Raw genomic sequence first — 20,279 nt, 5'->3', positions numbered from 1 at the left:
TCTATAGCGCGGGATTTTCGTTTAGGGAAGCGCGGCGCAAACGCGCCTCGCGCCACAGGGTAAAGATGCCAGAGGCAATGACGATAGCCGCCCCAATCAAGGTGGCCATGTCAGGGATTTCCGTAAATGCGATATAGCCGACGATCAGCGCGAAAACCATGCGGCTATAGCGGAACGATGAGATGATCCCAGCATTACCTTGGCGCGTTGCCGTGATGATTGCCAAATACGCCAGCATCCCGATAGCGATGCCAGCACCCAGCAGCGCCCATTGCGATGCGGTTGGCATGACAAAGGATTGGCCTTGCAAGATGACCAAAAGAAATGCCGCAGGTGTCACCATGCCGAAGGCATGAATGCCCAGTTGTGGTCCGGTCAATTCAACGGTCAGACTGCGCGTGATGAGGTCGCGGGCGGCAAGACCGAACATCCCGCCAACCGCCAGCAAGGTCGCGGGTACAAAGCCATCCATGCCGGGGCGGATGATGATCAACACGCCGGCAAATCCCACGATGATCGCGATCCAGCGGCGCCAGCCGATGCTTTGGCCAAGAAACAGTGCCGCCCCCATTGCCACCACCAAGGGAGTCGCCTGGATCACCGCCGACGCTGTGGTCAGCGGGATCAACGCGAGGGCCGAGACGAAAAAGCACGAACCAATGACTTCGCAAAAGCTGCGCATGATGACTTTGGAGTTCACATAGGCAGGCTGCCAAAGCGGCTCGCCTCGTGACGCAGACCAGATCAGAAAGGCCACAAACCCGCCAAAGCAGATGATGCCCAGCACTTGCCCCGCAGGAATGGCACCGGCCAAAAGCTTGATGATCCCGTCTTCCACCGCAAAGCAGAACATCGCAAAGACCATGAAGGCCGCGCCGCGGATGTTGTCCAAACTCAGTTGTCCTTGTTGGTCAAAGGCACGGCATAAAGCTCAAGCCGGTGACCCATCAAACGATAACCGAGCTTTTGCGCGATGCGTTCTTGCAGCGCCTCGATTTCGGGGTCGACGAATTCGATCACCTCGCCGGAATGCACGTCAATCAAATGATCATGGTGCTCACGGTCGGCGGCCTCATACCTTGCGCGCCCGTCGCCGAATTCGTGCTTTTCCAGAATGCCGGTTTCTTCGAACAGCTTCACGGTGCGATAAACCGTTGCGAGTGAAATCTTTGGGTCCACGGCTGCGGCACGGTTGTACAGTTCTTCGACATCCGGGTGATCATCTGCATCCTGCAAAACGCCTGCAATCACGCGCCGCTGGTCCGTCATGCGCAGCCCGTTGGCCTCGCAGCGTTCAAGAATGGTCGTCGTCATACCGGCCTCATCATGTCTTGCTGCCCGTGATAGCGAGGCAGGCGGCTGGTTTCCAGAGGGTTAGAGCAGAAGGGTGCCTTGCATGACCCGCACGGCCTGACCGCTGATCGTCACCGGAGCCGGGTTCGCGTGTTTGGTGGTTGCGGTGATGTAGGACGGACGTCCCATCGCCTCGCCTTGCAGAATGTTGAGGGTCAGGTTATGGCCCAGCTCCTCTGTCAGCAAAGCCGCCAGCACAGCAGAAGCGCTACCGGTTGCAGGGTCTTCGGGGATGTTGTCAAGCGGGGCAAACATACGCGCGTCGATCTGAATACCTGCGCGGACATAGACGAAGATCGCAAAATCAAGACCAGCGGGGTATTTTGCGGCGCCTGCGCGGATGTGGTCCAGCGACGGGTTGCAAGCGTTCAGTTGGTCTTTGTTTTGCAGTTCCACGACAACGAAGGGCAACCCCACGCTGGCTTGTACCGGGGCATGTGTATCCACCTTGATCGCGTCCTGCGACACTCCCAAAGCGGCGGCGACTAGATCGGGGTCCGGCGTCGACAGTCGTTCAAGTGGCGCTGCAATGGTAAATGCCGCCTGATCGTTGTCGAATTGGCAAGAGATCGGCCCGACACCCAATTCAAGGGTCATTGCGCCGTCATGTCCTTCGTCGCGCAGGGCGATTGCTGTGCCGATGGTCGGATGGCCTGCAAAGGGGATTTCCATCGTTGGTGTAAAGATACGGACCTTGGCCGCATTGGCGGGGTCGTCCGGCGGATAGACAAAGGTTACTTCAGAGAAGTTAAACTCGCTGGCGATGCTTTGCAGCTTGTCTTGCGGAAGCGAGGCGGCATTTGGGAATACCGCCAGTTGGTTGCCCCCAAATGCGGTGTTGGTGAAGACGTCGTAGACAAAGTATGTGGTCATGTGGTGGCCTCTGTTTTTTCTACGCCCTTGTCGAGCGTAACATCCGCGATGCGCATGGGCCAGTATCAGCGCCCAGAAAGCCGCAGCCACGTCCCGCCCAACGGACGCACATCTGCCCCCGTTCCAATCTTGAAACGCGCAAGGCCGGGGGCGCTCTCGGTATCGACCAAACCAAGGTCCAATCTGGTAAAACCCAATTGTGCAAGACGATCAGCGGCATCCACAATCATATGGTGGTGCGCGCAAAGCACCCGCCCACGCGCATTGGTCCAGCCGATGTGGTATGTGGCCACCGGGCTGTGCAAAAGAAACAACATACCCGCGATGGGGTCCTTACCGTCATGGGCTGTTAAGACCCTGACGGATTTGGGACTTGTAGCGGCATATGCGCCAATCAACGCATGTGGCAGCCCGCGAAACCGCTTGGCGCGCTGTTGGGCCAGGTCGGCCTTAAGCAACCATTCATGGGTCGTGGCGCAGTACCTTTCGTCCTTCAGCGTGACCCGCGCTTTTTGTCCGACGCGCCAAGCATTACGCCACTTGGGTTGCATTGCTTTTTGCCGGTCTTCCCGCGTTCCCGACAAATCAAGCTCTGCAACATGCGCATTGGTCATCAAACGGCGATAGCCTGCGGCGCGTAAAAGCGCATCATCGGGGATATCCGCGTTGATGAAACGTAAACCCGTGCAGCGCAGCGCATCTGCGTTGCGCCCGCCCTGCCAAACTGGACCGCGCGAGGTGATCCACTGCCCAAACTGGCGCACCGATAAAACGGGTGCTGCGCCGTCTACCGGCATAAATCGCACTGTCCGGCCAAGTCGCGTAAGTGCCGCCGCAAAGTACGGGTGTTGTTGCAAAGGCAGAGAGGGCGCAGGTTTCATCGCCCCGTTAAGCCATTTGAAACCTAAGCTGCGGTTAATGCGCCCATGAAGAAGCTCTCGAAACCCGTATCAGGTGTCCGCGCACCCACACCACGACCCACGGTCTTGGGTGCGGCAGTGACCGCGACGGTCATGACATTTCCTGTTGCAGTCACGATCCTGTTTGTGGATCTGCTATTGCTTTAGCCCAACTGCACCAAAGCATGACGTTTCTTGCCCGCGCTTAGCTTGATTGGCGTGGCAAGGGCTGCTGCATCAATGATCAACCCGGCCTCGGTCAAGGGTGCATCGTTCATCTTTGCGCCATTTTCTGAAATCAGCCGCTTGGCCTCTTTGCCGCTTTTCGCAAGGCCGGACTTTACGATTAACTGCACGATTGAAATGCCATCGCCAACTTCGTCCACAGTCAATGTCAGCGTTGGCAAATCATCCCCAACGCCGCCCTTTTCAAAAACTTCGCGCGCGGTTGCCTCGGCCGTCTGCGCAGCATGAGCGCCATGCAGCAGTGTTGTGACCTCATTTGCAAGGATGATCTTGGCCGCGTTGATCTCGGACCCTTCCAGCGCGCCCAAGCGCTCGCATTCCTCAAGGGGTAGCTCAGTGTAAAGCTTGAGGAAACGCCCGGTATCTGCGTCGGTCGTGTTGCGCCAGAACTGCCAGAACTCATATGGCGCGCACATGTCAGCATTTAGCCAAACAGCGCCTGACTGCGACTTGCCCATCTTTTTGCCGTCACTGGTGGTCAGCAAGGGCGAGGTCAGGCCATAGATTTCCTGATCCAGCACCCGGCGCGTCAGGTCAATCCCGTTGACGATATTGCCCCATTGATCCGATCCGCCCATTTGCAGCAGACAGCCATAACGGCGGTTCAATTCAAGGAAGTCATAGGCCTGCAAGATCATGTAGTTGAATTCAAGGAACGACAGCGATTGTTCACGGTCCAGCCGCGACTTCACGCTTTCAAACGACAGCATCCGGTTGATCGAAAAATGCCGCCCGATATCGCGCAGAAAGTCGAGGTAGTTCAAACCGTCCAGCCACTCGGCATTATTGATCATCATCGCGTCAGTCGGCGCATCGCCATAGGTCAAATAGGCCGAAAACACCTGTTTGATGCCCGCGATATTGTCGTCAATTTGTTCCGGCCCCAGCAAGGGGCGCTCATCCGCGCGGAAAGACGGATCGCCCACTTTGGTCGTGCCACCACCCATCAGCGTGATCGGCTTGTGCCCGGTCTTTTGCAGCCAGCGCAGCATCATGATCTGGATCAGTGAGCCGACATGCAGCGATTTTGCCGTCGCATCAAAGCCGATATAGGCAGGCACCACCCCTTTGCTTAGCGCCTCATCCAACCCCTGATAATCCGTGCAGTCGGCCAGAAAGCCGCGCGTTATCATGACGTTCATGAAATCGGATTTGGGGTGGTAGGTCATTGGCTTGTTCCTGGCAGTGTCTCGGTGCACTCTATAGTCAGGACGAAGGGTTAGGGAAAGCGGATGTTGCAGGCAGGTGTGGTGACGGCCTTGGGCACGATGTCAGGCACGTCGCTTGATGGTGTGGATGCGGCAGTTTTGCAGACCGACGGCGCGCGCATCTATGGGTTCGGCCCATCAGATTATCGCGCTTACACGACCAAAGAGCAGGCGGTTCTGCAAGCGCATCTTGGGCTTTGGCAGGACGATGACTGCGTGCAGGCGGCGAAGATAGTTGAAAACGCCCATGGCGCGGCCATGCAGCCTTTTGAAGGCGTCGATATTGCGGGTTTTCACGGACAAACCCTTGCCCATGATCCTGGCGGGCGCGGCACACATCAATGCGGTGACGGGCAGCGATTGGCTGACGCATTGGGGTATCTGGTCGCTTGGGATTTTCGCACTGCCGATGTGGCCGCAGGCGGGCAGGGTGCGCCACTTGCACCGTTTTATCATTTTGCCTTGGCAAAATGGATCAAGGCCGATGCGCCGGTGGCATTTGTGAACCTTGGTGGTGTGGGCAACATTACGTGGGTTGATCCGCGTTGTGAGGACGCAACTGACCCTGACGCCCTGCTGGCGTTTGATACCGGACCCGCAAATGCACCCATGAATGACCTGATGCAGGCACGCCGTGATCTGTCATACGACGCCGATGGGGCGCTGGCCGCCTTTGGGCGCGTTGATGCCGCGATAGTTACGGATTTCATGGCGCATCCCTATTTTGCCGATCCAGCGCCCAAGTCGCTGGATCGCGACGCCTTTCACGGTCTGACCAAAGCTGTAGCGGGTCTGGATGATGCTGATGCGCTGGCGACGCTTGCGCAGGCCGTGGTTCAAAGCGTTGCACATGCTTGTGCGGCATGCCCCACGATGCCCGGCCGACTGCTGGTCACAGGTGGCGGGCGGCATAACAAAACAGTCATGTCAGGTTTGGCCGACATTTTGGCCTGCGATGTAAGCCCGGTCGAAGCGGTTGATCTGGATGGTGATATGCTTGAAGCGCAAGCCTTTGCCTATCTGGCCGTCAGGGTCGCACGCGGCCTGCCGATTTCAAGCCCCAAAACCACCGGTGTTCCACGTCCGATGACCGGTGGGAAAATCGCGCAGCCTTTCAAGGCCACGCCTTAAAATAGGCAAATTGCGCGCTAAAACCCGCCAAATTGTGCACAATCACGCTCATGTTATGAAATTGTTTCAAAAGTGCGCGGCGATTGGCCGACGTTTTTCGTGCTCCTCCGCTCAATCCCGCCGATCAGATTCACAGCAGCGTGAGACCCGTTGAACGTACGACAGGAAGTGTCACGTATGCCGAACACGACAAACCGGATTAACGGAGAAAAAAATGAAAACGACATTTAAAATCGCCCGCACGAGCATGTTGGCCGCACCTTTGGCTTTGGCAGCAGGCATGGTATCAGCCGGCGGCTTGTCCGAGCCTGTGGCAGCACCTGCACCAGCGCCAGTTCCTATAGCACCTGCGCCCGTCATGATGGGCAGCGACTGGACCGGTTTCTATGCAGGTGGCCAGGTTGGTTATGGCCGTGTTGAAGCGGACGCTCTCACCGAGGATGCTGAAGATCTGACTTATGGTGCGCATGCAGGCTACCTGTATGACCTTGGGTCTTGGGTTCTGGGCGGCGAGCTTGACCTTGATGGTACCGAAATTTCGCAAGACGATGTCGATGTTGATACAGTGACCCGCGCGAAACTACGTTTGGGTTATGATGCAGGGGATTTCCTGCCATATGTAACTGGCGGTATCGCCCAGTTGCGCACCTCATCCAGCGTCGACGCATTTGATGGCGACGATACAGGCGGTTTTGCCGGTCTTGGCCTTGAATATCGTTTGAGCCCGGCCATTCGTGTCGGCGGCGAGGTGCTGCAGCACCAGTTTGAGGACTACAACGACTCTGGTGAAGATATCGACGCGACAACAGTCGCAGCGCGCGTGTCGTTCCAATTCTAAGCACGCCAAGAACATAGGCATCCAATCGCACTGTCCCTTCCCCAAAAACAATTGCACTGGATGCCTATTGGGGCCTGCCGCGACACCGGCAGGCCCCTTTTTTATTGCAGCATTGCGTCAATGACGTCGCCGCTGATCCCATTGCCGAGATTTGAAAAGTCACCCTGACCGATCATGGCCTGCGCCGCATCATGGATCGCTCGGTGCGTCACCCGTGCAACCGCTGATCCCAGCGACAGGCGCGCGACACCAATCTTGGCGAATGCGGCGTGGTTTTCTTTGGTAAACCCACCAGCAAGCAGCGCATTCACAGGGGCCGTTGTCGCATCACAGATCCGGGCCAGTGCTGCCATATCAGGCGGAAGCGGGGCATAAAGGCAATCTGCGCCCGCGTTTTCAAACGCGATCAGACGGCGGATTGCCTCATCGGTGTCATAAGCGCCCGTCAAAATGCCATCGGCGCGTGCGGTCAGTACAAAGTCATGGCTTAAAGCCCGTGCGGCGGCCGATGCAGCGGCGATCCGCTCCACGGCGAGATCAAAGTCATAGGCCGTTTGCGCGGGCAAGGCTGTGTCTTCGATGCAGATACCTGCCAGACCGATTTCTGCCGCAAGACGCACAGTCTCGGCGCAGGTCTCGGGATCATCGCCAAACCCGTTTTCAAAATCGCCTTGCACGGGCAGCGGTGTCGCACTGACAATCTCGGCGGCATGGGCCAGAGCTTCGTCGCGTGTGACGGTTCCGCCGTCGGGGCGACCCATTGTGAATGCGTGTGCTGCCGATGACGTTGCCAATGCCTTGGCACCCATCGCTGCCATCATTTTGGCGGACCCCCGGTCCCAGACGTTGATCATCAAAAGCGGATCGCCTTTGACGTGGAGGGCGCGAAAGGTTTCGGCGATATGGGTCATTGTTGTCTCCTGTCTGCGTAATGTTTTTCAAGGGCGATCAGTTGTTGTTTGCGCCAAAGCCCGCCGCCGTATCCGGTCAGCGATCCATCTGCGCCGATCACCCGGTGGCACGGGATCACGATGGCGATCTGGTTCGCGCCATTCGCACGGGCGACAGCGCGGATTGCCTGTGGTGCGCCCATTGCCGCCGCCACCGCGCTATAGCTGCGTGTTTCACCGGCGGGAATTGTCTGAAGCGTTTTCCAGACGTCACGGGTGAATGGGGTGCCGTGCAGCGCGAGCGGCGTCGTGAATGTCTCTTTGGTCTTGTTGAAAAACGCGGTCAGTTCTGCCTCGATCTGATCATGAGTTTCGAACCGTCCAATCCCGATACTGCCTTTGGCCGCCTTGTGCAGGCGTTTCATCTCAGTGGGCAGCGCTTTGCGATCTGCAAATTCCAACAGATGCAAGGCGCGCGTGTCACAGACCGCAATCATATCACCCAACGGTGTCTTAAGATGGTCAGCACGCAGCAACGCATCGCGTGTCAGACTGCCGGGTGCGACACCCATCAGTTTGGCGAAGGCGGCGCGGAAGGCCGAAGGGCTGTCGAAACCGGCATCCAGCTGGGCGTCGATCACAGAGCCCGCGCTGAGTGCGGTGAACCCATGCGCAAGACGCCTGCTGCGTGCCATTTCCAGAAATGTCAGGCCAAACTGCCGCTTGAACGCCCGCCTGATCGTCGACGGGTCAAACCCCATGCGACTGATATCGCCTTCGGACCAGCGATAGTCCGGGCGGGCATCAAGGGCCGCGATCAGCGCGGCAATGGCGGGATCGCTTTCAGCAGCAGGTTTGATCGGATGACAGCGTTTGCAAGGACGGAAGCCAGCTTGAAGACAGGCGCTGACATCATTGTAAAAGCTGCAGTTTTCACGCTTTGGTTTGCGTGCCGGGCAGGTCAGCTTGCAAAAGACACCCGTCGATGAAACCCCGACAAAGGCACGCCCGTCATAGGCAGGATCGCGTGCCAAAAGGGCTGCATAAAGTATGTTATCATCAGGTAGGTCAAACATCATGACCCAGTTCTAGCTGATTCTTGTCTGGCGTGCCGCCTGAAATCGGGCGCTTATTCAGCGGCCTTGGCGCTGGCAAAAGCGATCAGGCGGTTCAAAGCATCGACATATTGCGCATCGGCAATTGTCATCGCCACCCGGACATGGCCTGCCGCCGCTTGTCCAAAGCTTTCACCCGGCATGACGGCGATATGTTCGGCATCCAGCAGCGCGTTGGCAAAAGCTTCGCCATCCATCCCCGTGGCACGGATGTCCAGCATCACGTACATTGCACCCTGTGCAGGTACGGCGCGGACGACGTTTTGCCCTTCAAGCGCCTGCATCGTCAGCGCGCGCCTGCGCCGGAACGGGGCTGCGACCTCTTCTTCAAGGCTGTCGCCTTGGTTCAGTGCGAAATCCGCGGCGTCCTGAATGAAACCGGCCACGCCATAGGTGGTGTGGGTGGCAAGGTTGATGATCTGGCTGATTGTATCTTCTGGCCCACAGATCCAGCCGACGCGACTGCCGGTCATCGCATGGCTTTTGGACATTGAGCCCACCACAAGCGTGCGGTCGGCCATGCCGGGCAGGCTGCGTGGGCTGATGTGGGTGCCTTCCCAGACTTGGGTGTCGTAAACCTCGTCCGAGATCAGCCAAAGATCATTGGCGATGCAGGCATCGGCAACGGCCTGCAATGTTTCTTGTGAATAAACGACCCCGGTCGGGTTATTGGGCGTGTTGATCAAAAGGGAGGTCGCGCCCGTTGTTGCATCAATCAACGCCTGTGCGGTCGGCTGAAATGCAGTCTCGGGTGTTGTCACGATCGGCTTTGGAACAGCGCCGGCGCTGCGGATCGTTCCGGGGTAGGTGGCATAATAGGGGTCAATGTAAACGGCGGTATCGCCGGGATCGCAAACCGCCATATGTGCTGCGAAAAGGGCTGCTTGCCCGCCCGGTGTGATCAGGATGTTATCTGCGGTTGTCGGCACGCCTGTACGGGTCGCAATGCGGGCGGCCACGCTTTTGCGCAGGGCGTGGGTGCCGGGGACCATTGCATAGCCTGTGTGGCCGCCTGCGGCAGCGGCATGCATTGCGTTCAAAATATCAAGGTGGGTGCGGATATCATGCTCGCCGATGGTCAGTTCCGTCACCGGAACCCCATCCGCGATCATGCGCCGGGCCTTGTAAAAGACGTCCCAGCCGTCAGAGCCGCCGCCGGTGATATGGGTGATGCGATGCGAGAGTTTCATGCAGCGCAGGGGAACGGCCATTGCAGGCCGAAGTCAAGAGGTCATGCCCTTCAGATTGCGTGGCCCGGTGCCCTCTTGCCCTTTGATATCCGCGGGATTGTAAAGCGCGCATTTGTCCAGGCTAAGACATCCGCAACCGATGCATCCATCAAGCTTTTCGCGCAGGTCTTCGAGTGCGGCGATACGGGCGTCGATATCACGTCGAAATGTTTTGCCGATCCGGGTCCAGTCGGCCTTGGTCGGGGCCTTGTGATCGGGCAGGCGGCGCAGGTGTGGGGCGATTTCGGACAAAGAGAACCCCAGTTTTTGGGCCGCCATCACAAATGACAATCGCCTGATATCAGACCGCCCGTACCGGCGATGTCCCCCGTCATTGCGCACTGGTTTTACGATGTCATGCGTCTCATAAAACCGGATAGCCGAGACAGCCAGACCTGTGCGCGCGGCCAGATCACCGATGGTCAATCCTTGCGTCATGAAGAAACCTCTTGATCTCAAGTTAACTTGAGAAATTACAACAGATTCGACAAAGCTTGAACAGAGGAGAAAGACCATGCCGCCACGCACCACCAAACGCTACTGCGCTGATCCCGCAGCGCTGGCCGCAATGAAGCGCGACGGGTTGGGGTGGGGGCATGACCTTGAATGCGGTTGTTTCCGTGACACCGCGCCACCATCCAGCCCAGGCCCGCTTGCCCGCTTCGTCACGTCATTCAAAAGGAGAACATGACCATGGCACAACTCGAACACGTCAATATTACCGTATCGGACCCCAAAAAGACGGCTGCGATGCTAAGCGACCTTTTCGGGTGGCACACACGGTGGGAAGGATCTGCAATGGATGGGCTGGGATACACCGTGCATGTGGGCTCTGATCAAAGCTATATCGCTGTATATTCAGGCTCTGACCCGGCGCAGACCGTGCCAAAAGCCGACGCCAGCTATCAGACACGCGGTGGGCTGAACCATATTGGTGTCGTGGTCGACGATCTGGATGCGACCGAGGCAAAAGTGAAGGCACTGGGGTTTGTCCCGACAAGTCATGCGGACTACGAACCCGGAAGGCGCTTTTACTTTCATGACGCAGATGGCGTCGAAATCGAAGTGATCAGCTACCAGTAATGGCCTTCTGCGCCTTCTTGGTCAGGCTTTTGAAAACGATGTCGTAGGACACGGCAATCCGGTGACGCAGTTCATCTGCGTCACTGTCAAACCCGATCAGAATCCAGCTTTTGTGAAAATAGGGCGCCTTGGTCCCGGCACCTGCGTCAATCAGCATCTGGGCCGTTTCAACACTGTCCGTCTTAACGCAAACCCCGTCAATGCGGTCGCCAAAACAGGCAAACATCTTGCCGCCAACCTTCCAGCTATCAAGCTCGGTTGTGGGATCAGAGGCGGTTGCACCGGGGTGTGCGGCACAAAGCTTATCAACTATCTGGCGTGACATGAGGGCAGAATGGCCGAAGCGGTCTCCGCTGACAAGGTATGGGGCCGCGTGACTCACGGCCCCACATGAGTTGTTAGTTATGACCCGTACTGATCGTATTGGCCACATCAGTATCATTGGCAGGTGCACCTGCCGCACGCAGGATATCCGCCACTTCCCAGTCGCCCCCGTTTTCGGGGCCGTCAGGGAGCAAGGTGGTTAATGCAGGCTCTGAGGCGGGGGTCCAAGACGGGGCGTTCTTGACGTAGCCGCTGGGATCGCCATGCAACAGACCGCCAAACACCTCGGCGACAATTGTGCCGCCCACGTTGCCAAGCATTTTGCCTTCGTTGGCCCCGGGCAGATTGATGGCCTCTTTCAGGATGTAGTGCCACAGAATATCCTCGTGGTGATCATCAATCGCATGAGGCGTAAAGCCCATGGATTGGGCCACGGCGGTACCCTTTGGCATGTCCATGCGCCAGCTGCGCATCAGGTTCAGAAATGCAAGCAAGTTGGTGCCACCCTGATCATCGGGAATGTGGGATACTGCCGATGACAGTTCCGGGTCGATCCGGCGGGATGGCTGTGGAAACGGACCGCTAGATGATTTCATCTGAAAGAACCAGTCCCACTGCACCGTCTCGCGGGGTGGCATGAACCGGAAACCTGACAGATCTTGGTTTCCCGATCCTGGTGCCGCAAAGATTGGCAGCTCGACGCCAAATCCAAGACCCACGTCGTTGTTTAGGTTCACCTGATAGCCAGGTCGGACCAGCGTATGACCAAAGCGATATGCAGATACGGCAAATTCAATCGGAATGAACGGCTGATATTCCCACTTATAGAAACGGCCTCCATAGATCATTTTACCATCCACCAGCGACAGCACGCTGGACCAGATATCGTCCTTGACGAGGCGTTTCACGTAGTCGTTCCACACGATGTATTGATAGAACCAGCGAACAATGCGCTGCGCCTCGTCAAACGCCTCTTTGTCCATGTGGAAAGTGGCATCCAGCGCCTCTGGATCCTGATTGATCAACTGACCGTAGACCGCGTTGTGCAGCCGCAAGACAGACAGCTGAAATTGCGATACGATACGGTTTTCGTCATTGCGCATATCACCGATGAGAGCGGTCCCTTTGACGTTGCGGGGCAGATCGGGTTCATTGGTGTCACCGACACGACCAATCAGGAACATCCCGGGCCGGTCCTTGTCATACATGAACGGCTCGTCTGCCGGTCCTTCACCGTAAACGCAGTCCAGATCAAGACGCGGCGTGCGAAAGTTGTGCAGCTTGTTGGGATCATTGGCACGTTGCAGAGACGATGTGGGGTCAAAGGTAATATCGTGATCCACAAATTGGCCGAAGTAGGTGTAGCCTGCGGGAAGGTTGGGGTTTTCACGCTCTGGCGCGCCGGGCGGTTCTGCCATCGCGTTGCTTGCAAAGGCGCTGATTGCGGCCGTAGCGGCGGCATCGTCCGTGTCTTGTGGTTTCCATATATCTGCGTTGCGGAACATGCGGCCAAATGGGCCTTTGAAATGCTTTGAACGTGGAACAGTAACGTGATCAATAGAATGTGATGACATACTCATCAGGTCGTCCTCCAAAAATAGTAATCGTAAAATTGGTCGTGTGCATAAAAATGATGCAGGAAAACCGTACGCCTTATTGCAGATTTAAAAAAGTGAACAATCCTGACCTAAATATAGAACTGTCCGCAATCCGCCTACAATAAGGCCGTCGGAATGCCGCGAAATAGGGTCCATTTGATAAATCTGTGAGGTTTGATTAGGCCGGCGCAGTGAAAGAGGATCGCGTGATCTCAGACCGCAATCTGCATATTATTCATGGTTTACCTAGTGACTGACGCTGGTTCGGTTTGTCTACAGGTGACGGTCATTTGGTAGCCCTACCACCAAAACCAGCGCACCCAATCTAAACTCAGAAAATCCGCTGCCGCGCTCGCCGGATTGAGAACCCGCCGCCGTCACGATTGGTGCAGGTGATCCCGGTCGTCTCGGAACTGCACCGGATGTTCGACAACGATGTGCTTGTTCCATAGGGCAGTACAATCGCGGGTGCGGTTGTGTTCATGTTCACGCACCCCAACGCCCCATCGCCCGAAGACAGCACAAAAAACTGACTACCCCAGTCACCGCCACACGCGCGGGGCGATTGCGTGAAGCTGGGAGTGTATTCCTCGATCGTGCAGAACGCCGCAAACTCAGTCAGCCCGCAGGTGATGTTACCCGACGGTGATTGAAACCGAATGTTCTCCGCCGCAGCAGGTACTGCGCCGCTTGCGGCAAGGCATATAACAAGGGTGAAAGCTTTGTTACGCATAACTGTTTTCGTGGTCGGTGAGCTCTTGGGTGTAGAGCTTGTTTTACTCGCTAGATGGTGCGCCCAAAGGCTGAAGCAATGGGTTATGCAAAGCAATAAGAAAATAGGCCATTGTCGGTCACAGACGCGCGACCAGATAACGCCGTGCCAACCGCGCGCTGGACGAATGCGGAGCAACCTGCTATCTCACGCTCATGAAGAGCATCTGCATCATTACCTGCTGCATTATTATCTGCTGACATCTGTCGCGGGTTGCTCTTTCACGTTTCACATCAGAACTGAACTTGGTAAGCCCGCGGCGTAACCCTGCGCGAGGCATCCATGACGACCATCCGCCTGAACAACACAAAGACCCGCAAGCGCGAGGACTTTGTTCCGATTGATCCGCAGAATGTGCGTTTGTACCTCTGCGGCCCAACGGTCTATGACCGCGCGCATCTGGGCAATTTGCGTCCGTCGCTCGTGTTTGACGTGCTGTTTCGTTTGCTGAAAGAGGTTTATGGGGCGGATCACGTCACCTATGTGCGCAATTTCACCGACGTGGATGACAAGATCAACGCGCGGGCGGCTGAAACGGGCCGTGCGATTGGCGACATCACGGCAGAGACGATCCAGTGGTATCACGATGATCTGGATGCAGTGGGCCTGCAACGCCCAACGCATGAGCCGCGCGCAACCGCCCATATCCCGCAAATGATTGCCATGATCGCGGATTTGATCGCCAAGGATCACGCCTATGCCGCCGAGGGCCATGTGCTTTTCGCGGTCGATAGCTACGCCGACTATGGCGCGCTGTCGGGCCGTTCCATCGACGATATGATCGCCGGTGCCCGCGTTGAGGTTGCCCCTTACAAACGCAATCCGATGGATTTCGTGCTGTGGAAACCTTCGGGCGATGGTGTGCCGGGGTGGGACAGCCCTTGGGGCTATGGCCGTCCGGGCTGGCACATCGAATGCTCGGCCATGAGCCATGAATTGCTGGGGACCAGCTTTGACATTCACGGCGGCGGCAACGATTTGCAATTCCCGCACCACGAAAACGAGATCGCGCAATCCGCCTGCGCGCATCCGACCGGGGAATTTGCGCGCTATTGGGTCCATAATGAGATGTTGCAGGTCGAGGGCAAGAAGATGTCCAAGTCCTTGGGCAACTTCTTTACGATCCGCGACCTGCTGGATCAGGGCGTGCCGGGTGAGGTGATCCGCTTGGTGATGCTGGGCACGCATTACAGCAAGACGATGGACTGGACAGAGGCGCGGCGGGCCGAGGCCGAAGGCACATTGCGCAAATGGTATGGTATCCTGCATGGCCATGGCTTTGGGCCAGAGTTGATTGCCGCGTTGCAGGCCGAAGGTAAATGGCAACCAGACGCCGAGTTTATCGGCGTGCTGGCCAATGACCTGAACACATCAGGCGCTTTGGCGCGCCTGCATGTCTTGGCGAAGGGTAAAACGCCGGTCGCTTTGGCGGGCTTTGCCTACGGCATGCAAATGCTCGGGTTGGTCAATGACTGGTCTGCGATCCCGCAGTTTGACGGGGGCGAGGCAGGCGATGGTGTCGCACCTGCGGTGGCCGAGCGTGTTGATGCCTTGCTCGCTGATCGTGCAGCGGCACGTGCGGCCAAGGATTGGGCGCGTGCGGATGAGGTGCGCGATATCCTCAATGCCGCTGGCGTGCAGGTGACGGACGTAGGCGGACAGGCGACATGGACGCCGGGGCCTGACTTTGACGCGGCCAAGCTGGAGGGGCTCTGATGACGAAAGAGCGCCTTTACCTCTTCGACACCACCCTGCGCGATGGCGCACAGACCCAAGGTGTGCAGTTTTCGGCTGATGAAAAGCACCAGATCGCGGCGGTGCTGGACGGCCTCGGATTGGACTACATCGAAGGCGGCTGGCCCGGGGCTAACCCCACCGATACCGACTTTTTTGCCAGCCCACCCAAGACGCGTGCGACCTTCACCGCCTTTGGCATGACCAAACGCAATGGCCGCTCTGCCGAAAATGACGATGTGCTGGCAGCGGTCATGAACGCGGGTACGCCTGCAGTCTGTCTGGTCGGCAAGGCGCATGATTTTCACGTCACGACCGCGCTGGGGATCAGCCTTGAGGACAACCTCGAAAACCTCTCTGCCAGCTTTGCCCATATCAAGGCGCAGGGCCGGGAAGGGCTGTTTGATGCGGAACATTTCTTTGACGGCTACAAGGCGAACCCGGACTATGCCCTGCAGGCGATTCATGCCGCCTATGACGCCGGTGCACGCTGGATCGTGCTATGCGATACCAACGGCGGCACGCTGCCGCATGAGGTGTCGGATATTGTAACCGCTGTAATCGCAAGCGGCATTCCCGGCGATCATCTGGCGATCCACACGCACAACGACACGGAAAATGCTGTGGCCAACACGCTGGCCGCTGTGCTGGCCGGTGCGCGGCAGGTGCAAGGCACGCTGAACGGGCTGGGCGAACGCTGTGGCAATGCCAACCTGACGACGCTGATCCCAACACTGCTGTTGAAAGAACCCTACGCCAGCATGTTCCAGACGGGCGTATCGCTGGAGGCGCTCAAGGGTTTGCGGCGTGCTTCGCGCCTGCTGGACGATATCCTCAACCGTGTGCCTGCCAAACAGGCGCCTTATGTGGGGGCTTCGGCTTTCGCCCATAAATCGGGATTGCACGCGAGTGCCATTGCCAAAGACCCCAGCACGTATGAACACATTGATCCGGCAGCCGTCGGCAACAGCCGCATCGTGCCGATGTCGAACCAGGCAGGGCAATCCAACCTGCGCGCCCGCTTGCTGGATGCGGGGCTGGAGGTCGCGGCGGATGATCCGGCCTTGCCCCGCATTGTCGAGCGGATCAAGGAGCGCGAGGCAGAGGGATATTCCTACGATACCGCGCAGGCCAGTTTTGAGCTGTTGGCGCGCGAGGAACTCGGTACTTTGCCCCGTTTCTTTGAGGTGAAACGCTATCGGGTGACGGTTGAGCGGCGCAAGGACAAGCGCAATCGTATGGTCTCGATTTCAGAGGCGGTGGTCGTGACGAAGGTCCACGGCAAGAAGATGCTGAACGTCAGTGAAAGTCAGGGACCGGATGGGTCAGATCAGGGTCCTGTCAACGCGCTTAGCCGCGCGCTGTCCAAGGACCTTGGCCCCTATCAGGATATCATCGACGACATGCAACTGGTCGACTTCAAGGTCCGTATTACCAATGGCGGGACCGAGGCGGTGACCCGCGTCATCATCGACAGCGAAGACGGCAAGGGCCGACGCTGGTCCACGGTCGGGGTCAGCGCGAACATCGTGGATGCATCTTTTGATGCTTTGATTGACGCGATCAACTGGAAGCTGATCCGCGACGGGGCAAAGGCGGAAGCATGAGCTTTGAGGCCTGTGCTGCGCTGGTGGAGAAGGCCGATCCCTTGCGGTTTCGCGTGGCGATGGCCGCACCGGTCGCGGCGCGCCGAACCCTGTTTCCGCTTTATGCGTTCAATGTAGAGGTCGCCCGCGCGCCTTGGGTGACGCAAGAGGCGATAATCGCCGAAATGCGGTTGCAATGGTGGCGCGATGCGTTGGAAGAGATCGCCGAAGGCAAAACCCCGCGTCGTCACGAGGTTGTTGATGCCTTGGCGAGTTGTTTGGATCGGGAAGGGGCGCAATGCTTGGATGGGCTCGTCGCGGCGCGCCGGTGGGATGTATACAAGGACCCGTTTGAGGATCAGGCGCATTTTGATGCCTATATCAATGCAACCTCCGGTCACCTGATGTGGACAGCGGCGCGTTTGTTGGGGGCGGCAGAGGAAACGACTGTGCGTGATTTTGCTTATGGTGTCGGGGTAGCAAATATCTTTCAGGCGGTTCCTGCGTTGCAGGCGCAAACGCGCGTGCCGTTGATTGATTGTTCAAACGAAGCGATTTCGCGTTTGGCTGGGCAGGGATTGGACCGGCTTGGTAAGGCGCGTGGCGCGCGCAGAACAGTGTCGAAAGCCTCTGGTCCCGCCTTGGTCGCGGGGTATCATGCGCGCCCGGTGCTGCAAATGGTGCGGGATGCGGCAGAGCGCGTTATTGCGGATGCTTTGGACAGCAATCCGGCACGTGATAGCCTGCGGTTTTTGAACGTCTCACTGCGCGGCTGGTGGCGGTGAACAATTTTCGACGAAAATTGTTCGGAGCCCCAAGATTTTCGCAGAAAAATCTTGCTCTCTAGACCGCCATTTTGGGCTGACGAACCAACCAAATCAGCGATCCGCCCGCAAGCACCAGGAACGGCACCATTGCGAGGTTCACAGCATTCCAGCCTTCGACGGGTGACCCGCCCGAGCAGTTCATCAATCCGCCCGATGCCAATGATGCGACCGTTACCATCCCAAAGACGATCATGTCATTCATGCCTTGCACAGACCCGCGCTCTTCAGGGCGGTGTGCGCCAGCGAGCATCGTGGTCGCGCCGATAAAGCCGAAATTCCAGCCAAGGCCAAGCAGGATCAGGGCGAGGTAGAAGTTGCCCAATTCCACGCCGGAGAGTGCCACGCCGCCAGCGAGGGCGAGGATCACCAAACCGAGTGAGACGATCCGCTCGACCCCGAAGCGGGCGATCAGGTGACCGGTGAAGAAGGAAGGTGCAAACATCGCAAGAACATGGGCAGAGACGATGTCGTTGGCGTTGTCTGTGGTGAATCCGCAGCCAACGACGGCCAGCGGCGTCGAGGTCATCACGAGGTTCATCAGCGAATAAGACACCATCGCGCAAATGATCGCGACCAGGATGCGTGGGTCGCGCAGCAGTTCCATCCGTGTGCGTCCTTTGACGGACTGTGTTTGCGGCTCTGACCGCGATCCTTTGGGCAGGTCCAGCCAAAGGAAGAGGAACATACCAACCAGGTTCAGCAAGATGATTGCGAGATACGTACCCAGGAATGGAATGACGAAGGCATCTGACACCAGTTTGTTCAACTGCGGCCCGACAATTGCCGACAACAACCCCCCGGCCATGACGTATGAAATCGCCTTGGGCCGAAAGGCTTCGGATGCTGTGTCTGTGGCAGCGAACCGGTAAAAACCCTGCGCCGACATATAGATACCGGTCAGGTATGATCCGGCCAAAAGGATCGGGAATGAACTGATGTAAAGCCCATAGGCTGATACGGCGGCCCCGACCGCCCCCGCAAAAGCACCCAGAAAAAACCCAAAGCGTCTGCCATTGCGCTGCATCAGTGGGCTGATCCACGGCGCTGTTGTCATGGACCCGAAGACGATGAATGAAATCGGCAGCGTGGCCAGGCAGGGGTTGGACGCAAGCTGTCCGCCGGCAAGCCCGCCGACCACGAAAATCATAGGCAGTTGGGCACCGAGGATCGCTTGGGCCAGCACCAATACGGCCACATTGCGTTTGGCCCGTGTATCGTCAACGTAAGTCATGTTGTATCGGTACGCCCGGTCTGTGTTGGGTGCAAGGACTGCTTAGCTTGCGTCGATAATATGGGCAAAGCTCCCACTCACATTGTTCTGGATCAAGCCCATCGGCGGCAGGGTCGTGTCTTCTGCATCGGTTACTTGGAAAAGCGGGGTACCTGTGGCGCGCAATGTGGTGGCAAAGTGGAATTCGTGGCCTTTCCAGGTGCCCGCGAAAGCGCCTTTGTTTGCCGTCAGGTTGCGATAGCCAAGATGCAGTTTGCGGGTGGCGAATGAGGTATCCAACGGCAACAGTCCGGCCATTTTATGTGTGTTGCCATCCTTGTCCGTCAGCGTTTCGCCAAGGGTCATATAGCCGCCGCATTCGCCGTAAATCTGCGCCTTGCTGTTTTGCAGGGACGACAGGAATGTCCTATTGGCAGCCAACTTGCCTGCATGAAGTTCGGGGTAGCCTCCGGGCAGGTAAATCATGTCGGCATCAGGTGCGGGATCATCCGCGAGAGGTGAAAAGAAATACAGGCTGGCCCCTGCATTTTGCCAGTCTTGCAGCAGGTGGGGGTAGCTGAATGCGAAGGCTGCGTCCTGGGCGATGGCGATGGTTTGAGCCGGTGGCGGGCGTTTTGTGTGTGTCGCTGATGCCGCTAAGGGTTTGAGCATCGCTTGCAACGCAGTCATATCGCAATGTGCCGATATCAGGTCTGCTGCGCCATCGAGATAGGTTTCGAGATCGGGGCGTTCTTGCGCCTGAACAAGCCCAAGATGTCTTGAGGGCTGCGTCAGTTTCGCGTTACGCGGAATGGCTCCGAAAACCGGAATGTCACCAAGCGCGCGCCGTAACATGGTTTCGTGACGTGCAGAGCCGATGTTGTTCAGGATCACACCTGCGATTTGGACCTCTGGGTCATGTTGCATGAACCCTTTTGCAAGCGGTGCGATTGACCCTGCCATTTTGCCTGCGTCGATCACCAGAATGACAGGGAGCTGCAGAATGCGTCCAAGGTCTGCGGTCGCCCCTTTGCCGTTGGGTGGTGCGCCATCAAAGAGCCCCATTGCCCCTTCTATGATCAGCGGGAGCGCGCCTGCGCTGAGCGCTGCGATCCGGGCGGGGGTCATCGCCCATGCATCAAGGTTGAGGCAAGGATGACCGCAGGCGGCCTCATGAAAGCGCGGGTCGATATAGTCGGGTCCCGACTTGGCGGCGTGTACGGGCACTTCGCGTCGTTTTAGTGCGCGCAGCAGTCCCAGGGTGAGTGTCGTTTTGCCACTGCCGGAGGAGGGTGCGGCGATAATGAAGCTCATCGTCTTCCGAGGCGAAGGGATGCCTCCGGCGGAAGTTTGATTGGACGAA

Annotated in this window: 21 protein-coding genes; 7 read left to right on the top strand and 14 right to left on the bottom strand. The window is 57.7% G+C overall.

Annotated features, from left to right (window positions below; all coding sequences use genetic code 11):
• Nucleotide 1: 1 nt before the first annotated feature.
• The 4 genes from MWU60_RS03905 to MWU60_RS03890 form a co-directional block, all read right to left on the bottom strand.
• On the bottom strand, nucleotides 2–892 hold the full coding sequence (locus MWU60_RS03905) for a DMT family transporter (RefSeq protein WP_247225738.1): 891 nt from the start codon (nucleotides 890–892) through the stop codon (nucleotides 2–4).
• Between the two features lie 2 nt (nucleotides 893–894).
• A complete protein-coding gene (locus MWU60_RS03900; RefSeq protein ID WP_247225737.1) occupies nucleotides 895–1,314 on the bottom strand; it encodes a Fur family transcriptional regulator in 420 nt (139 codons plus the stop codon).
• A 60-nt stretch (nucleotides 1,315–1,374) separates the two neighbouring features.
• On the bottom strand, nucleotides 1,375–2,226 hold the full coding sequence (locus tag MWU60_RS03895; protein ID WP_247225736.1) for a PhzF family phenazine biosynthesis protein: 852 nt from the start codon (nucleotides 2,224–2,226) through the stop codon (nucleotides 1,375–1,377).
• Between the two features lie 65 nt (nucleotides 2,227–2,291).
• A complete protein-coding gene (locus tag MWU60_RS03890; protein ID WP_247225735.1) occupies nucleotides 2,292–3,107 on the bottom strand; it encodes a GNAT family N-acetyltransferase in 816 nt (271 codons plus the stop codon).
• Between the two features lie 45 nt (nucleotides 3,108–3,152).
• Between MWU60_RS03890 and MWU60_RS03885 the strand changes: the two genes are divergently transcribed.
• Nucleotides 3,153–3,293, top strand: coding sequence for a hypothetical protein (locus tag MWU60_RS03885; protein ID WP_247225732.1), 141 nt, complete (start codon nucleotides 3,153–3,155; stop codon nucleotides 3,291–3,293).
• Here the strand turns inward: MWU60_RS03885 and tyrS are convergent.
• The gene (gene tyrS, locus MWU60_RS03880; protein ID WP_247225731.1) at nucleotides 3,290–4,540 is read right to left on the bottom strand and encodes a tyrosine--tRNA ligase; all 1,251 of its coding nucleotides are present in this window, start codon (nucleotides 4,538–4,540) and stop codon (nucleotides 3,290–3,292) included. The two genes, MWU60_RS03885 and tyrS, sit on opposite strands and share 4 nt — an antisense overlap.
• A gap of 63 nt (nucleotides 4,541–4,603) precedes the next feature.
• On the opposite strand from tyrS, the gene MWU60_RS03875 reads away from it, so the two are divergent.
• Both MWU60_RS03875 and MWU60_RS03870 read left to right on the top strand, forming a co-directional pair.
• Nucleotides 4,604–5,710 (top strand): anhydro-N-acetylmuramic acid kinase, encoded by a 1,107-nt coding sequence (locus MWU60_RS03875; protein WP_247225730.1) that lies wholly within the window; start codon nucleotides 4,604–4,606, stop codon nucleotides 5,708–5,710.
• A 214-nt stretch (nucleotides 5,711–5,924) separates the two neighbouring features.
• On the top strand, nucleotides 5,925–6,548 hold the full coding sequence (locus MWU60_RS03870; RefSeq protein WP_247225729.1) for a porin family protein: 624 nt from the start codon (nucleotides 5,925–5,927) through the stop codon (nucleotides 6,546–6,548).
• A 101-nt stretch (nucleotides 6,549–6,649) separates the two neighbouring features.
• Here the strand turns inward: MWU60_RS03870 and MWU60_RS03865 are convergent, their stop codons facing one another.
• The 4 genes from MWU60_RS03865 to soxR are packed head-to-tail and all read right to left on the bottom strand — an operon-like array spanning nucleotide 6,650 to nucleotide 10,220.
• The gene (locus MWU60_RS03865; RefSeq protein WP_247225728.1) at nucleotides 6,650–7,459 is read right to left on the bottom strand and encodes an isocitrate lyase/phosphoenolpyruvate mutase family protein; all 810 of its coding nucleotides are present in this window, start codon (nucleotides 7,457–7,459) and stop codon (nucleotides 6,650–6,652) included.
• Nucleotides 7,456–8,517 (bottom strand): trifunctional transcriptional activator/DNA repair protein Ada/methylated-DNA--[protein]-cysteine S-methyltransferase, encoded by a 1,062-nt coding sequence (locus MWU60_RS03860; RefSeq protein ID WP_247225727.1) that lies wholly within the window; start codon nucleotides 8,515–8,517, stop codon nucleotides 7,456–7,458. Before MWU60_RS03860 ends, MWU60_RS03865 begins: the two co-directional genes overlap by 4 nt.
• 50 nt (nucleotides 8,518–8,567) lie before the next feature.
• Nucleotides 8,568–9,743, bottom strand: a complete 1,176-nt coding sequence (locus tag MWU60_RS03855; RefSeq protein WP_247225726.1) for a pyridoxal phosphate-dependent aminotransferase — start codon at nucleotides 9,741–9,743, stop codon at nucleotides 8,568–8,570.
• Nucleotides 9,744–9,776: 33 nt separating this feature from the next.
• Nucleotides 9,777–10,220, bottom strand: coding sequence for a redox-sensitive transcriptional activator SoxR (gene soxR, locus MWU60_RS03850; RefSeq protein WP_247225725.1), 444 nt, complete (start codon nucleotides 10,218–10,220; stop codon nucleotides 9,777–9,779).
• A gap of 255 nt (nucleotides 10,221–10,475) precedes the next feature.
• On the opposite strand from soxR, the gene MWU60_RS03845 reads away from it, so the two are divergent.
• On the top strand, nucleotides 10,476–10,865 hold the full coding sequence (locus tag MWU60_RS03845) for a VOC family protein (RefSeq protein ID WP_247225724.1): 390 nt from the start codon (nucleotides 10,476–10,478) through the stop codon (nucleotides 10,863–10,865).
• Here MWU60_RS03845 and MWU60_RS03840 read toward each other — a convergent pair.
• The 3 genes from MWU60_RS03840 to MWU60_RS03830 all read right to left on the bottom strand — a co-directional run bounded on the left by MWU60_RS03840 (nucleotide 10,852) and on the right by MWU60_RS03830 (nucleotide 13,520).
• Nucleotides 10,852–11,190, bottom strand: coding sequence for an MmcQ/YjbR family DNA-binding protein (locus MWU60_RS03840; RefSeq protein ID WP_247225723.1), 339 nt, complete (start codon nucleotides 11,188–11,190; stop codon nucleotides 10,852–10,854). The genes MWU60_RS03845 and MWU60_RS03840 overlap by 14 nt on opposite strands.
• A gap of 73 nt (nucleotides 11,191–11,263) precedes the next feature.
• The gene (locus MWU60_RS03835; RefSeq protein ID WP_247225722.1) at nucleotides 11,264–12,769 is read right to left on the bottom strand and encodes a peroxidase family protein; all 1,506 of its coding nucleotides are present in this window, start codon (nucleotides 12,767–12,769) and stop codon (nucleotides 11,264–11,266) included.
• A 349-nt stretch (nucleotides 12,770–13,118) separates the two neighbouring features.
• The gene (locus MWU60_RS03830; RefSeq protein WP_247225721.1) at nucleotides 13,119–13,520 is read right to left on the bottom strand and encodes a DUF6636 domain-containing protein; all 402 of its coding nucleotides are present in this window, start codon (nucleotides 13,518–13,520) and stop codon (nucleotides 13,119–13,121) included.
• Nucleotides 13,521–13,841: 321 nt separating this feature from the next.
• Between MWU60_RS03830 and cysS the strand changes: the two genes are divergently transcribed.
• The 3 genes from cysS to MWU60_RS03815 are packed head-to-tail and all read left to right on the top strand — an operon-like array spanning nucleotide 13,842 to nucleotide 17,664.
• Nucleotides 13,842–15,275, top strand: coding sequence for a cysteine--tRNA ligase (gene cysS, locus MWU60_RS03825; RefSeq protein WP_247225720.1), 1,434 nt, complete (start codon nucleotides 13,842–13,844; stop codon nucleotides 15,273–15,275).
• Complete coding sequence (cimA, locus tag MWU60_RS03820; RefSeq protein WP_247225719.1) at nucleotides 15,275–16,900, top strand: citramalate synthase; 1,626 nt, start codon at nucleotides 15,275–15,277, stop codon at nucleotides 16,898–16,900. The genes cysS and cimA overlap by 1 nt, the downstream gene beginning before the upstream one ends.
• Entirely contained in the window at nucleotides 16,897–17,664 is a 768-nt protein-coding gene (locus MWU60_RS03815) for a squalene/phytoene synthase family protein (RefSeq protein WP_247225718.1), read from the top strand. The genes cimA and MWU60_RS03815 overlap by 4 nt, the downstream gene beginning before the upstream one ends.
• Nucleotides 17,665–17,722: 58 nt before the next feature.
• On the opposite strand, the gene MWU60_RS03810 is transcribed toward MWU60_RS03815, so the two are convergent.
• Nucleotides 17,723–18,937: an MFS transporter gene (locus MWU60_RS03810; RefSeq protein ID WP_247225717.1), complete on the bottom strand. Its 1,215-nt coding sequence runs from the start codon at nucleotides 18,935–18,937 to the stop codon at nucleotides 17,723–17,725.
• 42 nt (nucleotides 18,938–18,979) lie between these two features.
• Nucleotides 18,980–20,230 (bottom strand): cobyrinate a,c-diamide synthase, encoded by a 1,251-nt coding sequence (locus MWU60_RS03805; RefSeq protein WP_247225716.1) that lies wholly within the window; start codon nucleotides 20,228–20,230, stop codon nucleotides 18,980–18,982.
• Nucleotides 20,231–20,279 lie beyond the last annotated feature (49 nt).

Origin of the sequence: Yoonia sp. F2084L (assembly GCF_023015625.1) — a bacterium.
Taxonomy (GTDB): Bacteria; Pseudomonadota; Alphaproteobacteria; order Rhodobacterales; family Rhodobacteraceae; genus Yoonia.
This window is presented reverse-complemented; position numbering and strand designations above follow the sequence as displayed.

What these genes read in the sequence shown, in the direction of transcription:
- MWU60_RS03855 (WP_247225726.1), bottom strand. Translation starts at nt 9,743, where the DNA reads ATGAAACTCTCGCATCGCATCACCCATATCACCGGCGGCGGCTCTGAC.
- MWU60_RS03900 (WP_247225737.1), bottom strand. Translation starts at nt 1,314, where the DNA reads ATGACGACGACCATTCTTGAACGCTGCGAGGCCAACGGGCTGCGCATG.
- MWU60_RS03885 (WP_247225732.1), top strand. Translation starts at nt 3,153, where the DNA reads ATGAAGAAGCTCTCGAAACCCGTATCAGGTGTCCGCGCACCCACACCA.
- MWU60_RS03870 (WP_247225729.1), top strand. Translation starts at nt 5,925, where the DNA reads ATGAAAACGACATTTAAAATCGCCCGCACGAGCATGTTGGCCGCACCT.
- MWU60_RS03830 (WP_247225721.1), bottom strand. Translation starts at nt 13,520, where the DNA reads ATGCGTAACAAAGCTTTCACCCTTGTTATATGCCTTGCCGCAAGCGGC.
- MWU60_RS03895 (WP_247225736.1), bottom strand. Translation starts at nt 2,226, where the DNA reads ATGACCACATACTTTGTCTACGACGTCTTCACCAACACCGCATTTGGG.
- MWU60_RS03840 (WP_247225723.1), bottom strand. Translation starts at nt 11,190, where the DNA reads ATGTCACGCCAGATAGTTGATAAGCTTTGTGCCGCACACCCCGGTGCA.
- MWU60_RS03835 (WP_247225722.1), bottom strand. Translation starts at nt 12,769, where the DNA reads ATGAGTATGTCATCACATTCTATTGATCACGTTACTGTTCCACGTTCA.
- cysS (WP_247225720.1), top strand. Translation starts at nt 13,842, where the DNA reads ATGACGACCATCCGCCTGAACAACACAAAGACCCGCAAGCGCGAGGAC.
- MWU60_RS03875 (WP_247225730.1), top strand. Translation starts at nt 4,604, where the DNA reads ATGTTGCAGGCAGGTGTGGTGACGGCCTTGGGCACGATGTCAGGCACG.
- cimA (WP_247225719.1), top strand. Translation starts at nt 15,275, where the DNA reads ATGACGAAAGAGCGCCTTTACCTCTTCGACACCACCCTGCGCGATGGC.
- soxR (WP_247225725.1), bottom strand. Translation starts at nt 10,220, where the DNA reads ATGACGCAAGGATTGACCATCGGTGATCTGGCCGCGCGCACAGGTCTG.
- MWU60_RS03805 (WP_247225716.1), bottom strand. Translation starts at nt 20,230, where the DNA reads ATGAGCTTCATTATCGCCGCACCCTCCTCCGGCAGTGGCAAAACGACA.
- MWU60_RS03860 (WP_247225727.1), bottom strand. Translation starts at nt 8,517, where the DNA reads ATGATGTTTGACCTACCTGATGATAACATACTTTATGCAGCCCTTTTG.
- MWU60_RS03845 (WP_247225724.1), top strand. Translation starts at nt 10,476, where the DNA reads ATGGCACAACTCGAACACGTCAATATTACCGTATCGGACCCCAAAAAG.
- tyrS (WP_247225731.1), bottom strand. Translation starts at nt 4,540, where the DNA reads ATGACCTACCACCCCAAATCCGATTTCATGAACGTCATGATAACGCGC.
- MWU60_RS03890 (WP_247225735.1), bottom strand. Translation starts at nt 3,107, where the DNA reads ATGAAACCTGCGCCCTCTCTGCCTTTGCAACAACACCCGTACTTTGCG.
- MWU60_RS03810 (WP_247225717.1), bottom strand. Translation starts at nt 18,937, where the DNA reads ATGACTTACGTTGACGATACACGGGCCAAACGCAATGTGGCCGTATTG.
- MWU60_RS03865 (WP_247225728.1), bottom strand. Translation starts at nt 7,459, where the DNA reads ATGACCCATATCGCCGAAACCTTTCGCGCCCTCCACGTCAAAGGCGAT.
- MWU60_RS03815 (WP_247225718.1), top strand. Translation starts at nt 16,897, where the DNA reads ATGAGCTTTGAGGCCTGTGCTGCGCTGGTGGAGAAGGCCGATCCCTTG.